Genomic DNA, 18,706 nt, shown 5'->3' on the forward strand with positions numbered 1-18,706 from the left:
GACACGCCTAAGTCCCTATTGGAGCCCTTTCATGTCGATGATTGCTGCTCGCATCGAGCGCCTGCCGTTTTCAGGTTTTCACCGCCGGCTTCTGTTGATGGGCGGCCTTGGATATACCTTCGATGCGATGGACGCAGCCGTACTCGCGTTCCTGCTGCCGGTGCTACGCACGCAATGGGGGCTGACGAGTGTCCAGACCGGCGTACTGGGAAGCGGTACGTTCATCGGCTATTTCGCCGGTGCGATGCTGGCCGGCATGCTTGGCGATATCATCGGCCGGCGCAAGGTGATGATGTATGCGCTCGTGATCTACTGCGTAGCGTCGCTCGCCAGCGCGGTAGCGAATGACTGGGGATTTTTTCTTGGGACGCGTATTGTCGCGGGGTTGGGGACGGGCGCGGAAAGCGCCATCGTCGCGCCGTTTCTCTCGGAGTTCGTGGCGCGACGGTATCGCGGGAGTTTCACCGGCAGCCTCGCGGCGTTTTTCTCCTTTGGCTTCGTGGCGGCCGCACTGCTCGGCTATCTGGTGATCCCGCTCGCTCCCAATGCATGGCGCGCCGTCATGGTTATCACGGCGTTGCCCATTGTGATGCTGCTGTGGTGGCGTCGCGCGTTGCCCGAGTCGCCGCGCTGGCTCGAGGTGCGCGACCGGCAGGCGGAGGCCGACGCGATCGTGTCGCGGATGGAGGAGGTGGTGACGAGTTCGGGCATGAAGTTGGAGCCCCTGCCTCGCGTGCGCGACGGAGCCGTTCCGCGCGCGGCCGGACGGGCCTCGATCGTCGCGAATGTCAAAGCATTGTGGTCGGCGAAGCTCGCGCGTATCACGGCCATGACGTGGCTGATGTGGATATCTATCACGTTCAGCTACTACGCTTTTTTCACGTGGATCCCCGGCTTGCTGGTGCAGAACGGGATGGCGATTACGCGGAGCTTTTCGTATTCGGTCGTAATTTATCTTGGACAGGTCCCGGGATACTTTTCAGGCGCATGGCTCAACGAAAAGATTGGCCGGCAGGCGACGATTGCGTCATACATGATATTGGGCGGCGCATCGGCACTCGGGCTTGCGTTGACACATACGGATGCCGGCATCATGCTGTCGGGCATCCTGCTTTCGTTCTTCATGAACGGCACCTATGCCGGCGTTTACGCGTATACCCCGGAGGTGTTTCCCACCGACGTGCGCGCAACCGGCACCGGGCTCGCTTCGTCCATTGGTCGTCTGGGTGCCATTGCTGCGCCTATCCTCGTCGGATATGTCTATCCGCGATTGGGCTTTGCCGGGGTGTTTGGCGCGACTACGCTGGTACTGCTGATCGGCGCGTTGGCCGTGGTACTCATGGGGGTGCAGACGCGCGGAAGATCGCTCGAGGACATTGCAGCAGGACAAGTCGAATATGAACAAAAGCGGCTTACGGAGGTATCCAGGAGTTGAACGGCAAGTAAGCACCCGGTCACGGTGGTCTTGATCGTGTGACGAAAGGCGGCAAGGATAGCGCCCGCGAAATATATTGTGGGCATGATAGTGGACAGGCCTGACAACGTTCTTTCGTAAGCGGTAAATTCAGCAAACCGAATGGAGAATCGTTTGTGGCTGATGGGCGAGCATAGCTGCATCGCGACTGTCGAGGTCGACCGGCGATGTGCACGGCTGGGTCTCGCTAGTGCGCGTCGACGCGGTGGTCGGAGTGCGCTCGCTGCGTCAGCTCACGCTCGCCTCGGCCAGCCTTTTCGCATAGTTGAACGGCAGTAAGTCGCGAATGTCCGCGTCAGGAGCGCGTTGCGGGAACTCGGTCAGCAAGTGCAGCAGCCAAGCGTGAGGCTCGACGTTGCAGGCACGGCACGTAAGCATCATGTTGTAGACCATCGCACTGGCGTTGGCTCCGGCGACCGTGTCGCTGAACAGCCACGATTTTCTTGCAGTGGCGAAGGGCCTGATGTCGCGCTCGATGATGTTGTTATCGAGCGGCAGACAGCCATCGTCAACGTAGCGGATCAGATACTGCCATTGCCGGCGGCGGTGCCCGATCGCCTCGCCGAGCAAGCTCTGCGGCAGAACCTTCGGCGCCAGTTCGTCGAGCCACGCCTTGAAGGCGGTCAACAGCGGCACGCTGTGCTGCTGTCGCTGGCGGTACCGATAATCGGTCAGCATTTTGCCTTCAGGAACCGTCTGCTTCGCCAGCCCCTCGACCTGATACAGCGCCTGGAAGAACTCGAGGGCTTTCTTGATGCGGGGGCTCGGCTTGTTCTTCTGGCCCTTGAGCGCGTCCGTAATCAGCCTTCTCGCGTGCGCGAGGCATCCCAGGTGGGGTTGCCGTCTTGATCGTGCGCCAGGCAGGCCAGCCGTCCGTCATCAACGTGCCCGCGTAGTCGCCGAGAAAGGCACGCGGATGCTCCCCACCGCGACCAGGGTGATACTCGAACAGTACGACTGGCTCCTCGCTGTCGGGGCATGAACAAGGTAAGCGCAAAATCCTATCATAATACGTTTGATAATAAAGAGTCTTCTGCTTATTACCATTTGGCGTAGTAACGTCTGATTTTTCTTGCGCTAACCTGAGCGGCCCTCTGCGATCCGGACGATTCGCAATGGCTACCCTCGAACGCACCGCGTACCCTGCTTCCCCGAGGTTTTGTCACCACGGGAGTTGCAAGCCTGTTATACCCCGCTGCCTGACGAGCTCGAATGGGCACGCAGGTCGACGCGCGGCGAGCGACCGCGATTGGGCCTGCTGGTGCTGCTGAAGGTGTTCCAGCAGTTGCATTACTTCCCGGTGCTCGGCGTCATCCCCGGCGCCATCGTCGACCATGTGCGTGCCGTCGCCGACATCAGCGACGCCACCCGATTCGGCTGCGACACCACGATGTCACCCACGCTGTTCCGACATTACTCGGCGGTTCGCGCCTACCTTGGCGTGAAGCCGTATTACGGCACCGATGCGAACGCGATAGCGACGCGCGCCGCACACACGGCGTCGCTGACGATGGACCAGCCTGTCGACATCATCAACGCGACGATCGACGAGCTGATCTCGCGCAATATCGAACTACCGGCGTTCTCGACTCTCGACCGGCTGACTGAACAGATCCACGCTCGCGCTCAGTCCCGGCTGTTCAAACGGGTCACGCGACGCCTGACGGATGAACAGAAACTTGTGCTCGACCGGCTGCTCGCGCGCGATTTGTCCAGCCGGCAAACCGCCTATAACCGGATCAAGCGTCACGCGAAACGCCCATCCCGGCAGCACCTGGAGCAGTTGATCGCCCAGATCGCCTGGCTCGACGAGCTCGGCGACTTTTCGCTCGCCCTCGCCGGGATTTCGGCCTCGAAGCTGCGCTCGCTCGCGCAGCAGGCGATGGCGCTCGATGCCTCCGCACTCAGAAATGACACGCTGCCCGAGAAGCGCTACACGCTGAGCGTCGCTGCTCAACCGCATGCGCGTGCGCGCCCGCGACGACCTCGCCGACATGTTCGTGCGGCGCATGGCGGCCATCCACAAGCGGGCGAGCGACGAGCTGGATGTGATTCAGCGCAAGCAGCGCGATCAGGTCGAGGATCTGGTCGGGTTGCTCGACGGCGTGGCCGACATCCTTGCCGAGGAGTCCGACGAGACCGCCATCAAGGCAGTCCGAAAAATGCTCGCGCCCAAAGGCGATCTGGAGTCGTTGCGCGAGAGTTGCGCGGCGATTCGTGCGTTCAGCGGCCGCAATTACCTGCCACTGCTCTGGAAGCACTTCAAGGCGCACCGCTCGGTCATGATGCGTGTCGCCAGCTCCCTCGAGTGGGATTCGACCAGCCCGGTTCGCACACTGTTGGATGCACTCGACGTGGCGCTGGAAAACGAAACGCTGCATCGGGAGTGGATCGACGCCGACGTCGATCTGAGCTTCGCGGCGCCGAGGTGGCGGAAACTCACGCGGCGCTCCCACGGCGAAGGACCACCGACCAACCGTCGCTATCTTGAGCTCTGCGTGCTCTCGTACATGGCGGAAGAACTGCGAGTTGGCGACCTCTGTGTGTCCGGCTCCGACGCCTACGCTGACTATCGCGATCACTTGTTGCCATGGCGGCACAGCGGCGTGCCGTCGACGTACTTGCCTGCCGTGACGGCGGCGATCATCGATGGACTGGCGCGGCTGCCTGGCAGGGGCTGCGCCGGCATCGACGCGACCACGATCAGCGTACGCGCGCCGTGGCGTTCGCAGTGTCGGCACGCATATTTGGCACGCGCGTGCTGCAGCACCGACACCTTGACCTCCATGTGTAGTTGCTCGCTGACGTCCTCGCCCATGCGGTGCAGTGCCTTGCCGCAGCACGGGCAGGTCTTCTGGTCTTCGGGCAGATCGTACTCGATGCGCTCGCGCGGCAGATCCGCAGGCAGCGGCTTGCGGCCGCGCTTACGGGGCTCAGGCTTGTCGAGCTCTGGCAACCCGGTCTCCGGCAGCGAAGGCACGTCACTGTCGTCCTCGTCGACAGGCTCGGCGTCGGCAGCCTGCGCGGCCTCGTTGAACACGCCATCCTTGCGCTTCCCGCTCTTCGGCGCGTATTGCCGGGCCAACGCGAGGCGATATTGCTCTTCCAGCGCATCCAGGCGCTTGGTCAGTTCGTCGATTCTGGCATCGCGCTCGGCGAGATCGGCTTTCATGCGCTTCACGATAGCGAAGCGCTGTGTCGTACCGGTTTGCGCAGATGTGTAACAGCCGGGACGGCCGTTGTTTACCAACAACGTTCGCGATACCGCGCCTCAACTCGTGAAGCAGTACTGTCGGGCGGAATGCGGACGCAGCGCGTTGAGATCGACGCCGTCGAGCAGCATGTGGAGCTGGTCGACCGTGAGTTCGATCACAGCCCCCCGACAATGGGGCCAGGCGAAACGATCCACCTCGAGCCGTTTCAGCATCAGCCAGGAGCCGGCCCCGTCATAGAGCAACAGCTTTACGTGATCCCGTTTCCGGTTGTGGAATCTGAAGACGGCTCGTGCGAGCGGATCGAGCTGCATCGACTGTTCGGACATCGTCACCAGCGTATTCAGTCCGGCCCGGAAGTCGATCGGCTCGCGATGCAGCTAGATCCGCAGGTCGATGTCGAAGCGGAACATCAGCCCACTCCCAGCGCGGCAATCATCGCTGTGACTGGTGGCGCGTCCTGCACCAAACATTCCAGATCAATTGCGACGCCATTGGGCAAGCGTACCGACAGGCGCGCTGGCGGCAGCGCCGACATCGAGGTTGATTCCCGACGCACCGGCAACGACTCCGTAGGTGAGCCGCCGCTGGCGCCGAGCTCGCGATCGCCACCACCGGAACAAACGCCGAAGGTCCGGCTTCGATCGTCCGTGCCGGCCCGGCCACTACGCTTGCCTTACGGTACATCTCGACCCATTTGCGCGGCTGGTTCGCGTTCACCTCGGCCTTGAGCGTCAAACCAGATAGTGACGCGCCGGGTTGCAAGCATGCTTCGACCAGGCGGCGTTTCCCATCTGGATCGAACGACCGTTCGCCGTGCGGCGAAACGTGCATCACCTTCAGGGGCAGGAATTCGAGGTCAATCATATCAGCTGTCATCGTGGTTACGTCCGCAAGTGTGGGTTGCGGACGCAATCGTGAATCGATTCAGTAGTGCCGGCTAGGTGCGGAGGATTTCGCGCTTACGTTCCTTCGGCGGAACCGAAACGGCCGAATTTCTGCGACGAGTACCGTCGGGCGATTGTAGAGATGCCGTTGACGTCCGGGGCGTCGATCTCGCGAATTGCTCGCGAGAACGGCCTAAACTGTTGATTTCCACCGCATCCCTGGTGGGTCAGTTCTGCCTGGATATCAACAGTTCGGCCAGCGTGCGCTCGCCCTTGATTGTAGTGGTCAACTAATCCCGGACACTGCGTTAAGTTTTTCTTCCGCAACCGCCGGAGCCAGTCCGTCATTGAACTGATGCGGCCGTATCCAGTTGTACCGGTGCATCAGGTAGTGGCTGATGTCCCGGTGTGCCTCCTGCGCCGACATGTAGCCCACTGACGGTAGCCATTCGGTCTTGAAGCTGCGGAACAGCCTCTCCATCGGGGAGTTATCCCAACAATTTCCTCGACGGCTCATGCTCTGCTGTATCCGATAGCGCCAGAGGCGCTGACGGAATTTCCGGCTTGCATATTGGCCGCCTTGATCCGAGTGAAACAGCAAGCCTTGCGGTCGGCCACGTTGCTCATAGGCCATCTCCAACGCCTGCACGACCAGATCGGCATCAGGGCGTGTCGAGAACGCCCAGCCAACAACCCGACGCGTGAACAGGTCGAGTACTACGGCCAGATAATGCCAACGTCCCTGCGCCCAGACATACGTGATGTCACCACACCACACCTGATTCGGCCTACCAACCTCGAATTCGCGATTGAGATGGTTCGGGATATCGATCCGCTCGACCGTGGCCTGCTTGTAGGCATGGCGGCCCGGCTGCTTGCAGATCAACCCGAGTTCTTCCATCAAGCGGCTGACCTTGAAGCGGCCAATCGCCGTACCTTCCTCGCGCATCATGCCCATGATGCTGCGACTGCCAGCAGAGCTTCGACTCTCGATGAACAGCTCGTGTACCCGGCTACGCAGTGCCATGCGCTCGGCATCAACGCGTCGGGCTCGCCCTCGGTGGGCATACAGGCAAGACCGCGACACGTCGAATACCGCGCAGATCAGCTCGACCGATTCGCTTGCGCCAATCTGATCAATTACTTCGTACGTTCGATGCCTTCCGACATCAAGAGCGCGGTAGCCTTTTTTAAAATGGCCTTCTCACGCTCGAGGCGTTCGATACGCGCCTCGAGTTCCTGAATACGCTGTTGATCCGGCGTGATTGCCTTGCCCTGCGGCGTGACGCCCTGGCGTTCCATCTGAAGTTGCTTCACCCAGCGGCGCAGCACCGTCTCGCCGACGCCGACCGAGCGGCTTGCTTCCATATGACTATAACCCTGGTCGAGCACCAGACAGGCGGCTTGCTGTTTGAACTCCGGGGAAAACGTACGTCGTTGCTTGCTCATCAGACACCTCTTCATGGCGAACATTCTCGCCTAAATCAGTGTCCGGATTCATTAGACCACTACACCTAGACCCGTCCGGCCAATACGAACGACGGGTCAAGCTCGGCCTGAAAACACCATGGCCGGTTCTCTCGTGCACGAAATGTGGCAAGGAGGCGCCAGGCCGACCTCATGGATCTGTGCGCAGGAAGTCAGAGTCGGATGGTCCGCTGCGGTTGTTCCGCTGCAGCGCGTGCGACAGGTTTTTCACAGTGCCGGTCCGAGACTTACCGAGCTGAGCCAACAGCACCCGGAACGGTGATTCGAGCGTGCACTTCGGGAGCCGACTGAGTCGAAACATCGCGCGGAACCCGGTCTGGCGTCGGTGACAATCGCCTGAGCCCGATCGAAATCTCAAGGAAAACCAACGATGAGCAGCAAAATGGCAATCATGCTGGCAGTCATGGGGTTCGCGTTTGGGGTGGCCGGCGCCGGCGTCTGGTACCGGTCGGCTCAGGTCGATTTCCAGCGGCCCGCAGTCGAGGCGGACAATCCGAATGATCCGCTCGCGATCGAACCTGTCGAGCCCGATCTTAAGCAGCTATGGTGGCGCGTTCGGCAGATGCAGGCGACAGAGGCGAACTGGAATGCCGTAGTGGAGGCCAATCGCCAGATGGGGCGGCTCAATTCGATCGCCGCGCGGCTGACGGCCGTCGCGCTAGTGCTCAGCACGCTGTCGGCGCTGGTTCCCTAGTCGCCAATCAGCCGAGGAAATGGCTTAGCGGTGACTGAACAATTCGGAATCACGTATTTTACATAATGCTGATGATCGCCGAATTTTGTGTAGGTCCCAAGTTCAGATGTCGCGTTTCCGCTAAATAAAAATGTCGTGTTTTGGCCTGTAGGTTGATCGCCTGCACCCTTGGGAGCGCCGGCGATGAACGCGACTGGGACGATCACCATGACGATGCGTGAAGTGGATCGGCTGAAGGTCATCGAGGCTGTAGCCGAGTGTCGGCTCAAGCCTGGCCAGGCGGCCGAACGGCTGAAGTTGAGCGTGCGGCAGATTGAGCGTCTGGTATTGCGCTATCGCGCGGCCGGCGTGGCCGGATTGGTGTCAGGCAAGCGTGGGCGCCCGAGCAATCATCAGTTGCCGGCTGGAAAGGCGCAGCGGGCGCTGGCATTGATCCGCGAGCGCTACGCCGATTTCGGGCCGACGCTGGCCTGCGAGAAACTGCGCGAATGTCATGGCATTGACCTGGCTGTCGAGACGGTTCGTACGCTGATGAGGGCTTCCGGCCTATGGATTCCACGCAAGCAACGCCCGCCGAAGGTCTACCAACCGCGCAACCGCCGTGCATGCCTGGGCGAACTGATTCAGATCGACGGTAGCGACCACCGTTGGTTCGAGGACCGTGCGCCAGCTTGCACGCTGCTGGTGTTCATCGACGATGCAACCGGACGGTTAATGGCGCTGCATTTCACGGCGACCGAATCGACGTTCAGCTATTTTGAGGCGCTGTCGAAGTATTTGAGTTCGCACGGCAAGCCGGTGGCGTTCTACAGCGACAAGGCCAGCGTCTTTTACGTGAAGAAGCGCTCGGAGACCGCGGGCAAAGGCGTCACGCAGTTTGGCCGAGCGCTGTACGAACTCAATATCGACGCGTTCTGTGCAAACACGAGCCAGGCCAAGGGGCGTGTGGAACGGGCCAACCTGACACTGCAGGACCGGCTCGTCAAAGAGCTTAGATTGCGCGGAATCAGCACATGGGAGGCCGCCAACGCGTATGCACCCTCCTTCATCGCTGATTTCAATCGTCGCTTCGGCAAACCGCCGAAAAGCGATCACGATGCACACCGGCCACTGCGTGCTGATGAGGATCTGAGACAGATCCTGTCGTATCGCGTGCCGCGCAAAGTATCCAACGCGTTGACAGTGCAGTACGACCGCGTGATGTATCTGCTGGCCGATTCGGTGGCCAATCGGAGCCTCGTGCATGAATACGTCGAGGTCGTCGAATATCCGGACGGGATGATCGAAGTACAGGCCAACGGCGCAGTGCTGTCATGTCAGCAATACGATCGCATCACACGCATCGATCAAGGCGCCGAGGTCGAGAACAAGCGGCTGTCCAGCGCACTGGAAGTCGCACGGCGCATCCAGAATATGCGTGACGATCGCCGTGCTTCCGGCTCACCGTCGCGCACCCATTGCGGTGCCGAGGTCCAGGCAAAGAAGGCGCTCATCGGGCTGAAGAAGCAGCGTGCCATCGAGCTTGCTGACCTGAATCAAGCCATTCTTGAAGTAAGCGTCAAAGGAATCAGGGAACGGGGGGCGGCTTCGCCGCCCCACCCCAACACCATAAACAAGGACAAGACAAAGCCCAAACACCGCGACATTTCAATTTAGCGGGAAACCCGACAATTGAACTTAGCGGGGACATTTTGTTGTATTGGCTAGATTGAAATGTCCTCTTTGGGGGTGCGGAAGCTGACCGGTTGCCGGGTATCCGGCGCCGGAGACTGCGATGGCTGCAACGGAGCGGGATGGCGATGCACAAGCTGGATCGATTCAAGGTCATGCAGGGCGTGGTGGACGGCGAGCGAGAACCATGGCGGACAGCCGAGCGATTGGAGTTGACGACGCGGCAGATTCGTCGGCTGGTTGCTCGGCTGCGTGAGCACGGCCGGCAGGTTTGGTTTCGGGGCATCGATCGAAGGCCGACAACAGCCGCCTGGATCCAGGGACCACCGATCGGGCGCCGTCGATGATCCGCGATCGCCTTGGATTTCTGGCCGACGCTGGCTTGCGAGAAGCTCTTGGAGTGCCACGGTAATCGGCTGGCCAAGGAAACGGTCAGGACGCTGACGACGGAGGCTGGGCTCTGGATTTCGCGCCGGTAACGGCTGCCGAAGGTATACCAGCGCCGAGCGCGCCGGACGTGTCTGGGCAAACTGATCCAGATCGATGGCAGCGACCATCGGTGGTTCGAGGAACGGGCGCCGGCCTGAATGTTGCTGGTGTACGTAGACGACGCGACGAGCCGACTGATGATGCTGCATTTCACGCAGACGCAGTCGACCTTCAGCATTTTTGGAGGCTATGCGAGCGTACATCGAGTGCTACGGCAAGCCGGGGGCGTTCTATAGCGACAAGTACAGCGTGTTCCGCAACGTAACGCCAGGCAAGACTGGTAATCGGGTGACGCACTTCGGCCGCGCGATGTACGAGCTTGAACATCGACACGTTTTGTGCGAACAGCAGTCCGGCCAAGGGGCGAGTCGAGCGAGCACATCTGACGTTGCAGGATCGCTTGACCTGCTCCCCGCGTTTAGTACGGTGACGGTGTAGAGTCCGTTCCAGAGTGAACGGTCCCGGTTTTCAGTGCCAAAGGCAATGTTAGTCTTCGGCGTTCTTGAACGGTCCCGGTTTTCAGTGCCAAAGGCAATGTTAGTCTTCGGCGTTCTGTTGGTCCGTCAGTTGGGCCTGCAGGCCCAACTGACGGACGTATTCGGCAGGCGGCACTTCACCGAGAGCCCTGTGAGGCCGACTCTCGTTGTATTCGACCCGCCATCGCTCAATCTGCTCCCTGGCGTCGGCCAGCGATGTGAACCAGTGCACGTTCAGGCATTCATCGCGAAGCGTGCCGTTGAACGACTCCACGAATGCGTTATCCGTTGGCTTGCCGGGCCGGCTGAAGGCAATCTCGACCTTGTGATGGTAAGCCCACAGGTCCATCACCTGACTCGTAAATTCCGAGCCGTTGTCACAAAACAGCGTGCGGGGCGCTCCGCGTTTGCTCCTCAATTCATCCAGTGCACGCACGACATCTGAAGCGCTCAGTCGCTGGCCAACATCGATGGCTAGTGCTTCGCGCGTAAAGACGTCGATGATGGTTAGCGCGCGGAACCTCTGGCCGTTCGAAAGCTGGTCGGCGACGAAGTCCAAACTCCACGCCTGATTTGCCGCCGTCGACTTTGCACGTGCCGGGCGGCTCATCTGTGCACGTCGCTTGCGATTTGGTCTGTAGCGCAGCGACAGCCCTTCCTCACGATACAAACGGTACAGCCGATTCTTGCTGACCTGATAGCCCTCCCGTAGCAGCAGCACGCGTATCTTGCGGTAACCATAGCGCACCCGCGTCGCCGCGATTTCACACATGCGCTGCCGCAATGCAGTCTGCGGGTCGCGGTGGCTGCGATACTGGTACACCGAGCGCGATATGGCCACCAGGCGGCAGGCACGCCGCTCTGCTACTCCATAGGCGGACTTTAGATAATCCACGACATGGCGCCTCGGCGATGAATTCACCACTTTTTTTTCAATACGTCGGTCAGCATCGCCTTGTCCAACGTCAGCTCCGCGACCACCTTCTTCAGTTGGACGTTCTCGTCTTGAAGCTGCTTGAGCTGCCGCACCTGGTCCGTCTGCAAACCGGCATATACCTTCTTCCAGCGATAGAAGGTTTGCTCCGAAATGCCCACGTGACGAATCAGTTCCGCTACCGGCATGCCTGCTTCGGCCTGTTTCAACACCGCCACAATCTGCTCCACACTGAAGCGCTTGCGTTTCATCGTACGGCTCCTTTCATACTGAAAAAGTCCGCCGAAAACTCGCTTACATCATGGCACTGTTTGCTGGGGGCCGCTCAAGAGAGGAACGGCAATGAAAAAGCGATTCACCGAAGAACAAATCATCGGTATCTTGAAGGAAGCCGAGGCTGGCCTGAAGCCGGCGGAGCTGTGTCGCAAGTACGGCATCTCGGAAGCGACCTACTACAACTGGAAAGCGAAGTTCGGCGGGATGACGGTCTCCGAAGCGCAGCGCCTGAAGGAACTGGAGCAGGAGAATAGTAAGCTCAAGCGTCTGTTGGCCGAATCGATGCTCGACAACGCCGCGCTGAAGGACCTGTTGGCCCGAAAGTAGCAAGCCCGCAGGCCAAGCGCGAAGCGGTCCGAATCTTGATGACCGAACGCGCCATGGGTGTTACCCGGGCCTGCGGGCTGGTAGGGATTTCGCGCTCGCTGTTCTATTACGAATCACGCCGCCGAGTTGACGACGAAGCGCTGACTGGCCGGATGATGGCCATCGCCGCGCAGAAGCGTCGTTACGGCTATCGCCGGATTCACGTGTTGTTGCAGCGGGATGGCTGCTTCGCCAACCACAAGCGCATCTGGCGCCTGTACAGCAAGGCGGGACTGAGCGTGCGCAAGCGGCGACGCAAGCGTATTGCGGCTGTCGAGCGCACGCCGCTACCGTTACCAACAGGCCCGAATCAGAGCTGGTCGATGGACTTCGTTTCTGACGGGCTGGCCTATGGTCGGCGGTTTCGATGCCTGAACGTGGTCGACGACTACACGCGCGAGTGCTTGGCCATCGAGGTCGATACTTCATTGCCGGGCCTACGCGTTCAGCAAGTGCTCGAGCGGCTCAAGGAGATGCGAGGCTTACCCGCATCCATCACGGTGTCAGCGTCGGATAGATACTCCCCACTTTCGTCGAAGTAATTTTCCCCAGTTTTTTGTCTGACGGCGCCGCGGTAGCGGCACCGTCCTGTCGATCGCCGACCATATCGCCCTGGAGATCCGTCGTAGGGGTGTCGGTGGTCGAGCTGGAGGAAGTGATGACGATTCTGGAATTGCATCGGCAAGGGCTGAGTATTTCGGCCATCGCTGCTCGACTGAGTATGGACCGCAAGACCGTTCGTAAATACATTAGGAATGGCGTTCAGGCGCCGCGTTACGGTCCGCGCGCACCGCGACCGTGCGTGGTCGATCCGTTCGTCCACTACGTCACCGAACGTGTCCGCGAGTTTCCCGACCTGAGCGTCGAGCGTCTGCTGCGCGAGATTCGAGCCATGGGTTACGCGGGCGGCCGCACGGCGCTGGGCGACCTCGTTCGGGAGGTCCGCCCGCCACGCCAGCGCGGCTTCGAGGTGCGCTTTGAGACGCCTGCGGGGCATCAAGCGCAGGTGGATTTCGCCCACTTCAATGTCGAGTTCGACGACGCGCCTGGTCAGCGACGTTCGATCTGGCTGTTCTCGATCGTGCTTGGGCACAGCCGTTATCTCTGGGGACGCTTCGTCGAGCATCAGGACCTGCAGACCGTCCTGCGCTGCCACATGGAAGCGTTCGAGCACCTCGGCGGCGCTCCGCGCGAGATTCTGTACGACCGGATGAAGGCGGCCGTGCTGGGCGAAGTCGAGAAGCACATCGTCTACAACGCGAAGCTGGTCGCGTTTGCGCAGCACTACGGCTTCGCGCCGCGCGCCTGCAAGGCATATCGCGCCAAGACCAAAGGCAAGGTCGAGCGCCCGTATCGCTATATCCGGCAGGACTTCTTCCTGGCGCGCCGCTTCCAGAACCTCGCCGACCTGAACCGACAGTTGCGCGAGTGGCTCGACACGGTTGCCAATGTCCGCGTGCACGGTACCACGCACCGCGTCGTCGCTCAGCACTTCAGTGAGGAGCGTCGCGCGCTGCAGGCGTTGCCGGCAGGCACCTTCAATGGCGTGATCCGGCTTGAGCGGCGCGTGAGCCACGAAGGCCTCGTCTCGGTCGGTGGCAACTACTACAGCGTGCCCGATCGTACGCGCAAGCGCGTGCTCGACGTCCACAGTCTGGCTCACGAGATCCGCATCTACGAGGACGGTGAACTACTGGCGGTTCATCCCGTGCTGGAAGGCCGGCGACGAACCTCGCTGCTGCCCGGTCATCGGCGTGCGAATCAGCGTAAGAGACGGTTTCATAAAGGCTGTTCGGCGCGCCGGAGGGTATTCCAGCAGATCAGGCAGCAACCGAGTTTGAGGAACGCGCCGTGAATGTCAGCACGGCGCTCGAAACGAATACGGAGACGACGGAAGTGATGCAGCCAGGCATGCGTGCGTTCCACGACCCAGCGATATTTGCCAAGGCCGCTGCCGTGTTCGGTACGGCGCTTGGCGATCACCGGCTCGATACCGCGATTGCGCAACGCACGTCGATGTCGCTCGGAATCGTATCCGCGATCGGCGTAGACCACACGCGGTCTGTGCAGCGGGTGGCCGCGCAAACCGCGAATCGGCGGAATCGCGTCGATCAGCGGCAGCAATTGCGTGACGTCGTTGACGTTCGCGCCGGTCAGGATCGCGGCGAGCGGCGTGCCGTTGGCGTCGGTGACGATGTGGTGCTTGGAACCGGGTCGCGCGCGATCGGTAGGGTTTGGCCCAGTTTTTGGCCTGCCCCAACGGCGCGAATCGATGATGAATCGACAGCGGCTCGAGAGAAGTCGATCTGGTCTGCTGCTCGCAGCTTCGCGAGCAGCAGCTCGTGCAAGCGGTCCCACACGCCGGCAACCTGCCAGTCGCGTAGCCGTCGCCAACATGTCACGCCCGAGCCGCAACCCATCTCGGCAGGCAGATCGCGCCAGCGCAGTCCGGTCTTGAGAACGAACAAGATGCCGGTCAGCGCGGCGCGGTTCGAAACCGGCAGGCGGCCCGGGTTCTTCTTGCGCCGTGGCTTGGATGGCGGCAGTAACGGCTCGATCAGTGTCCACAACTCGTCGTCGATGATCGGCTTGGCCATCTCCTCAGTCTCGGTTGTTTCGATGCCTGAGGTTAACAGCTCGCCGCGAAAGTTAACAGCCCCAAGGGGCCATTTTGAAACCGTCTCTAAGCAGCCGGCACGGCACCCCATGCCATCGGGGACGGCGAGCGTCGCTCGCCGGCCCCTGTCGTTCTATGACCAGGTCGCCAGACGCCTCGCGAACGCCGGGAGGACCGCATGAACAGCATGCCTGCCTCGACACTGGAGCGCATCCGGCGCTATCTCGTCGGCCTGCGCATGCCGCGCGCGCTCGAAACGCTGGATGCCACCCTGAACCGCTTCGAGCAAGGCGACAGCTCGCTGCTCGAAGTGCTGGAAACGTTGCTGGGCGAGGAGTTCACGACGCGCGAAACACGCCGCATCCGGATGGCGCTGCAAACCGCGCGGCTCGGCACGATCAAGACGCTGGCCGGCTACGACTTCAGCTTCCAGCCGAGCCTGGATCGCGATCGCATCATGACGCTTGCGCAACTCGAGTTCATCGAACGACGGCAGACCGTTCACTTCCTGGGGCCGCCCGGCACGGGCAAATCGCACCTGTCCATTGCGCTGGGCGTGGAAGCCGTACGCGCGGGCAAGAGCGTCTACTTCGGCTCGCTGGCCGAGATCGTGAACTCGATGGCCAAGGCCGAACGCGAAGGCAACCTGGCGCAGCGCGTGCGCTTCCTTGCCCGTAACAGCCTGCTCATCGTCGACGAGATCGGCTACCTACCCATCGGCTCCAACGGTGGCAACCTGTTCTTCCAGCTCGTCAACGCCTGCTACAAGCGCTGCGCGATCATCCTGACGTCCAATCGCAGCTTCGGTGAGTGGGGCGACGTGTTCGGCGATAGCGTGGTGGCCGCGGCGTTGCTCGACCGGCTGCTGCACCACGCGATCGTCGTGCAGATCGAAGGCACATCGTACCGCCTGCGAGAACACGCTGATCTGCTGCCCGACCATCTGCGCAACCGACCGTCCTCTCTGAATCCCGTGCCCTCCGAACCGGTTCGTCGGCGCCCGGGCCGTCCTCGAAGGAGCTCATCCGATCACATCGCCGGCTGATCACCGTCCGAACAGGGTGGGGAATTTTACTTCGACACTTCTGGGGAAATTACGTCCGACGTTGACACACGGTCGACAACGGGCCGGAGTTCGCTGGTAAGGTGCTGGATGCATGGGCCTACGAAGCCGGTGTCACGCTGTCGTTCATCAGGCCTGGCAAGCCGGTGGAGAATGCCTATATCGAGAGCTTCAACGGTCGCTTCCGCGACGAATGCCTGAACGAGCACTGGTTCGTCTCAATGCGCCACGCCAAGCGGCTGATTGAGGAATGGCGTATCGAGTACAACACCGAGCGGCCTCATAGTTCGCTCGGCTATCTGACGCCTGCGCAGTTCGCCCGGGCGCACGACGCGAAGCAGCAGTTTTTAACCTCGGACTCTAACTGTAGTTCGGACTAAAACCGGGGGCAGGTCACGGTCTGCTCGACGTGCAATCGAGCGGTTGCAGGCCTGGCGCCTGCGGCAACGTGTCTGGCGACCCGCACATCGCGGCGAGCGTGGTCGCGCACAACATCGCGCATGTGATCCTCTCCGCCTCCGTTATCGACCTCCCTGGTTGTCAGTCGGAAACTTGCTTACGTGCGTCGAAGAGAGGTAGCACGTGCCGTGTTTGTCCGGTGCGGCGGAGCAATTGCACGGATATTCGGGCTCTACTTGATGCGCTTCCGGAATTACTTGGTGCCGAATTATCAATGGCCGAGGATTCTGCGATGACATAAGATCGCCCCAACGTGGACCGGGCCCGGAGAAGTTCGAAGACGCCTGGTACGCGAAAAACGAAGGCAAGAACCACGCAAAAACAAACATCGGAGACACGCACCATGGCTAAGTCCATCCTGAACCGCCTGCTCGGCTTCACACTCGGCGCCGGCGTGGCTTTGAGCGCCTTTAGCGCTCACGCGGGTGCCACGTTGGATCGCGTCATGAAGAACGGCACGATGACGGTCGCGACGAGCGGTAAGTGGCCGCCACAAGCGTTTCTCAACGACAAGCACGAATTCGACGGCTTCGATATCGACGTCGCGAAAGAAATCGGGCGTCGCCTCGGCGCGAAAGTCACATTCGATACGCCGCAATTCAGCCTGATGACCGGCGGCCACTGGCATGGCCGTTGGGATCTGTCAGTGCTTTCCGTCACGCCGACCAAATCGCGCGCCGAATTGCTCGATTTCCCAGCGGTCTATTACTACAGCCCATACGTGTTCGTCGTAAACAAGGACTCGAAGGCGAAGACGCGTGCTGATCTGAACGGTAAGGTGATCGGTGTCGAAGCGGGCACCACATCGGAAGACTATGTACGCAATCACCTCAATATCGCAGGCCCCGAGGTGCCGCCGTTCCAGTACATGACGCAGCCGCCGAAGGAGATCAAGACGTACGCGGATTCGATGCTGCCGTACGACGATCTGCGTCTTGGAGACGGCAAGCGCGTCGATGGCATCGTGACACCGGTGCAGACCGCGCTTAACGCGATCAAGAACGGCTATCCGGTGAAGATCATCCCGGGCGACTTCGCATTTCGCGAGCCGCTCGCGATCGTCGCCGACAAGGGTGACGCCGAGTGGGACAAGAAGATCGGCGACATCGTGGCGCAGATGAAGCGGGACGGCACGCTGACCAAGCTTAGCATGAAATGGTTCGGCAACGACTACACAAAGTAAGCATTGATCCGTGCGCGGCGGTCCATGCCGTCTTCGCGTCAGCCGCGCGGCCATCACTCATAGCCACGAACAAGACTTCAACCATCACGAGATGGCTTCCTACCTCGATACATATTACACGCGCACGATGCGCACGGTCGAATCCCGCCCGGCGCTGAGCGGCTCGCTGCAAGCCGATGTATGTGTGGTCGGCGCCGGCATGGCCGGCATCACGACGGCGCTCGAATTGCTGCGCCGTGGCCGCTCGGTGATTCTCCTCGAAGCGCAGCGCGTGTCGTGGGGCGCGTCGGGCCGCAACGGCGGCGTGGTCAGTCCAGGCTATTCGACGAGCTTCGAACGGATTGCGCAAAGGGTCGGCCTAGAAGACGCAAAATCAATCTACCGGATGTCAATCGAGGGTGTCGACATCGTATCGGACAACATTCGTCAACTCGGCATCGAAGAAGCGCAGGCCGTGCATGGCGTTCTGCGCGTCTCGCGTCACGAGAACACCGCCGATATGCAGGCACAGCAGGCGTGGCTTGCCAACGAGTTTCAGTACGACGTCACGTTCAAGACGCACAACGAGATTCGCGAGTGGCTCGTATCGGATAAGTACCGTCATGCGCTCTATAACGAGCGCGGCTTCCATTTCCATCCATTGAACTACGCACGTGGTCTGATTGCCGAAGTCGAGCGGCTGGGCGGACAGGTATTCGAGGACTCAGAAGTCTTGTCGCTCGCTGGCTCGTCCGCGGTGAAGCGGTTGAGGACCGCACACGGCACGGTGACGGCGCGCGATGTGGTGTTTACGTGCGGCGGCTACACGGGCAATGTGGTGCCGCAACTCGCGCGCAGTTATTTACCGATCTCGACCTACATGCTCGTCACCGAACCGGCACCGGATTTGATCGCGAGTGCGATTCGCACGCGCGCGTCGGTAGGGGACAGCCGCCGCGCAAGCGACTATTACCGTCTCGTTGCCGACGGTGAGCGCATTCTGTGGGGTGGCATGATCACGACGCGCAAGTCAGAGCCGGACCGGCTCGCCGAGTTGCTGCGCCGGCGTATGGTCGATACCTATCCGCAACTTTCCGAACTAAAGGTTGCGCTCGCGTGGTCCGGCCGCATGTCGTATGCAAGGCATCTGATGCCACTGATCGGTCGGTTACATACGGGCGTCTGGTACTGCATGGGTTTCGGGGGCCACGGCATGAACACGACGGCGGTCGGTGGTCGGCTGATTGCCCAAGGCATCACGAACGAAGTCGACCGCTATCGTCTGTTCGCGCCGTTCGGTCTCGAATGGAACGGCGGACCGATGGGTACGGCGGCCGTTCAACTTACCTACTGGTATTACCAGTTGATGGATTTCATGCGCGAGCGCGCGACTTAAGACCGCCTGTCGTTCGACGCGAGCGGCGCGGATCTATGGAGA

12 protein-coding genes and 6 pseudogenes are annotated in these 18,706 nt (G+C 60.9%); 12 read left to right on the forward strand and 6 right to left on the reverse strand.

Translation table 11 applies throughout. The features are described from left to right. The first annotated feature begins 31 nt into the window (after positions 1-31). A complete protein-coding gene (locus WS87_RS00765; protein WP_107938054.1) occupies positions 32-1,435 on the forward strand; it encodes an MFS transporter in 1,404 nt (467 codons plus the stop codon). 267 nt (positions 1,436-1,702) lie between these two features. Here WS87_RS00765 and tnpC read toward each other — a convergent pair. Then, a pseudogene (tnpC, locus tag WS87_RS00770) lies at positions 1,703-2,456 on the reverse strand (IS66 family transposase); the annotation flags it as partial. 133 nt (positions 2,457-2,589) lie between these two features. On the opposite strand from tnpC, the pseudogene WS87_RS00775 reads away from it, so the two are divergent. After that, positions 2,590-4,071: pseudogene (locus WS87_RS00775) on the forward strand (DUF4158 domain-containing protein); the annotation flags it as partial. Here WS87_RS00775 and WS87_RS00780 read toward each other — a convergent pair. The 3 genes and pseudogenes from WS87_RS00780 to WS87_RS00795 all read right to left on the reverse strand — a co-directional run. Continuing rightward, positions 4,068-4,646 (reverse strand): annotated as a pseudogene (locus tag WS87_RS00780) (transposase); the annotation flags it as partial. The pseudogenes WS87_RS00775 and WS87_RS00780 sit on opposite strands and share 4 nt — an antisense overlap. A gap of 99 nt (positions 4,647-4,745) precedes the next feature. After that, the gene (tnpB, locus tag WS87_RS00785; RefSeq protein WP_107938055.1) at positions 4,746-5,066 is read right to left on the reverse strand and encodes an IS66 family insertion sequence element accessory protein TnpB; all 321 of its coding nucleotides are present in this window, start codon (positions 5,064-5,066) and stop codon (positions 4,746-4,748) included. 793 nt (positions 5,067-5,859) lie between these two features. Next, positions 5,860-7,022, reverse strand: a protein-coding gene (locus WS87_RS00795; protein WP_107937997.1) for an IS3 family transposase whose coding sequence is annotated in 2 segments (ribosomal slippage) — positions 5,860-6,767 and positions 6,767-7,022 — 1,164 coding nt in all. Because the reading frame shifts where the segments join, the coding sequence is not laid out codon by codon here. Positions 7,023-7,431: 409 nt separating this feature from the next. Here WS87_RS00795 and WS87_RS00805 point away from each other — a divergent pair. The 3 genes and pseudogenes from WS87_RS00805 to WS87_RS34650 form a co-directional block, all read left to right on the forward strand. Continuing rightward, on the forward strand, positions 7,432-7,755 hold the full coding sequence (locus WS87_RS00805) for a hypothetical protein (RefSeq protein WP_107938057.1): 324 nt from the start codon (positions 7,432-7,434) through the stop codon (positions 7,753-7,755). Between the two features lie 183 nt (positions 7,756-7,938). Next, positions 7,939-9,411 (forward strand): ISNCY family transposase, encoded by a 1,473-nt coding sequence (locus WS87_RS00810; protein WP_107938058.1) that lies wholly within the window; start codon positions 7,939-7,941, stop codon positions 9,409-9,411. A 792-nt stretch (positions 9,412-10,203) separates the two neighbouring features. Then, positions 10,204-10,336 (forward strand): annotated as a pseudogene (locus WS87_RS34650) (ISNCY family transposase); the annotation flags it as partial. Between the two features lie 116 nt (positions 10,337-10,452). Here the strand turns inward: WS87_RS34650 and WS87_RS00820 are convergent. Further along, positions 10,453-11,576 (reverse strand): IS3-like element ISBvi7 family transposase gene (locus WS87_RS00820; protein WP_107938004.1). Its coding sequence is split into 2 segments (ribosomal slippage): positions 10,453-11,315 and positions 11,315-11,576, totalling 1,125 coding nucleotides; the frame shifts between segments, so codons are not numbered across the junction. Between the two features lie 91 nt (positions 11,577-11,667). On the opposite strand from WS87_RS00820, the gene WS87_RS00825 reads away from it, so the two are divergent. The 3 genes and pseudogenes from WS87_RS00825 to istA form a co-directional block, all read left to right on the forward strand. Beyond that, positions 11,668-11,928, forward strand: coding sequence for a transposase (locus WS87_RS00825; RefSeq protein WP_009687316.1), 261 nt, complete (start codon positions 11,668-11,670; stop codon positions 11,926-11,928). A gap of 38 nt (positions 11,929-11,966) precedes the next feature. Next, positions 11,967-12,509, forward strand: coding sequence for an IS3 family transposase (locus WS87_RS00830; protein ID WP_107938059.1), 543 nt, complete (start codon positions 11,967-11,969; stop codon positions 12,507-12,509). Positions 12,510-12,625: 116 nt separating this feature from the next. After that, positions 12,626-13,741: pseudogene (istA, locus tag WS87_RS00835) on the forward strand (IS21 family transposase); the annotation flags it as partial. Positions 13,742-13,746: 5 nt separating this feature from the next. Here istA and WS87_RS00840 read toward each other — a convergent pair. Then, positions 13,747-14,564 (reverse strand): IS5 family transposase gene (locus tag WS87_RS00840; protein ID WP_107938028.1). Its coding sequence is split into 2 segments (ribosomal slippage): positions 13,747-14,216 and positions 14,216-14,564, totalling 819 coding nucleotides; the frame shifts between segments, so codons are not numbered across the junction. Between the two features lie 198 nt (positions 14,565-14,762). Between WS87_RS00840 and istB the strand changes: the two genes are divergently transcribed. The 4 genes and pseudogenes from istB to WS87_RS00865 all read left to right on the forward strand — a co-directional run bounded on the left by istB (position 14,763) and on the right by WS87_RS00865 (position 18,664). After that, positions 14,763-15,629, forward strand: coding sequence for an IS21-like element ISBcen28 family helper ATPase IstB (gene istB, locus WS87_RS00850; RefSeq protein ID WP_107938061.1), 867 nt, complete (start codon positions 14,763-14,765; stop codon positions 15,627-15,629). A gap of 71 nt (positions 15,630-15,700) precedes the next feature. Then, positions 15,701-16,027, forward strand: a pseudogene (locus WS87_RS00855) (integrase core domain-containing protein); the annotation flags it as partial. A gap of 422 nt (positions 16,028-16,449) precedes the next feature. Continuing rightward, positions 16,450-17,289, forward strand: coding sequence for a transporter substrate-binding domain-containing protein (locus tag WS87_RS00860; protein ID WP_107938063.1), 840 nt, complete (start codon positions 16,450-16,452; stop codon positions 17,287-17,289). 91 nt (positions 17,290-17,380) lie between these two features. After that, positions 17,381-18,664 carry an NAD(P)/FAD-dependent oxidoreductase gene (locus WS87_RS00865; protein WP_107938064.1) on the forward strand — a complete coding sequence of 428 codons (1,284 nt, stop codon included), beginning with the start codon at positions 17,381-17,383 and terminating at the stop codon, positions 18,662-18,664. Positions 18,665-18,706 lie beyond the last annotated feature (42 nt).

It is taken from the genome of Burkholderia sp. MSMB0856, assembly GCF_001524645.2.
Lineage (GTDB): Bacteria > Pseudomonadota > Gammaproteobacteria > Burkholderiales > Burkholderiaceae > Burkholderia > Burkholderia diffusa.

Bases quoted from the DNA above. Each gene is read 5' to 3' on its own strand.
- WS87_RS00765 (WP_107938054.1), top strand. From the start codon at position 32: ATGTCGATGATTGCTGCTCGCATCGAGCGCCTGCCGTTTTCAGGTTTT.
- WS87_RS00805 (WP_107938057.1), top strand. From the start codon at position 7,432: ATGAGCAGCAAAATGGCAATCATGCTGGCAGTCATGGGGTTCGCGTTT.
- WS87_RS00810 (WP_107938058.1), top strand. From the start codon at position 7,939: ATGAACGCGACTGGGACGATCACCATGACGATGCGTGAAGTGGATCGG.
- WS87_RS00825 (WP_009687316.1), top strand. From the start codon at position 11,668: ATGAAAAAGCGATTCACCGAAGAACAAATCATCGGTATCTTGAAGGAA.
- WS87_RS00830 (WP_107938059.1), top strand. From the start codon at position 11,967: ATGACCGAACGCGCCATGGGTGTTACCCGGGCCTGCGGGCTGGTAGGG.
- istB (WP_107938061.1), top strand. From the start codon at position 14,763: ATGAACAGCATGCCTGCCTCGACACTGGAGCGCATCCGGCGCTATCTC.
- WS87_RS00860 (WP_107938063.1), top strand. From the start codon at position 16,450: ATGGCTAAGTCCATCCTGAACCGCCTGCTCGGCTTCACACTCGGCGCC.
- WS87_RS00865 (WP_107938064.1), top strand. From the start codon at position 17,381: ATGGCTTCCTACCTCGATACATATTACACGCGCACGATGCGCACGGTC.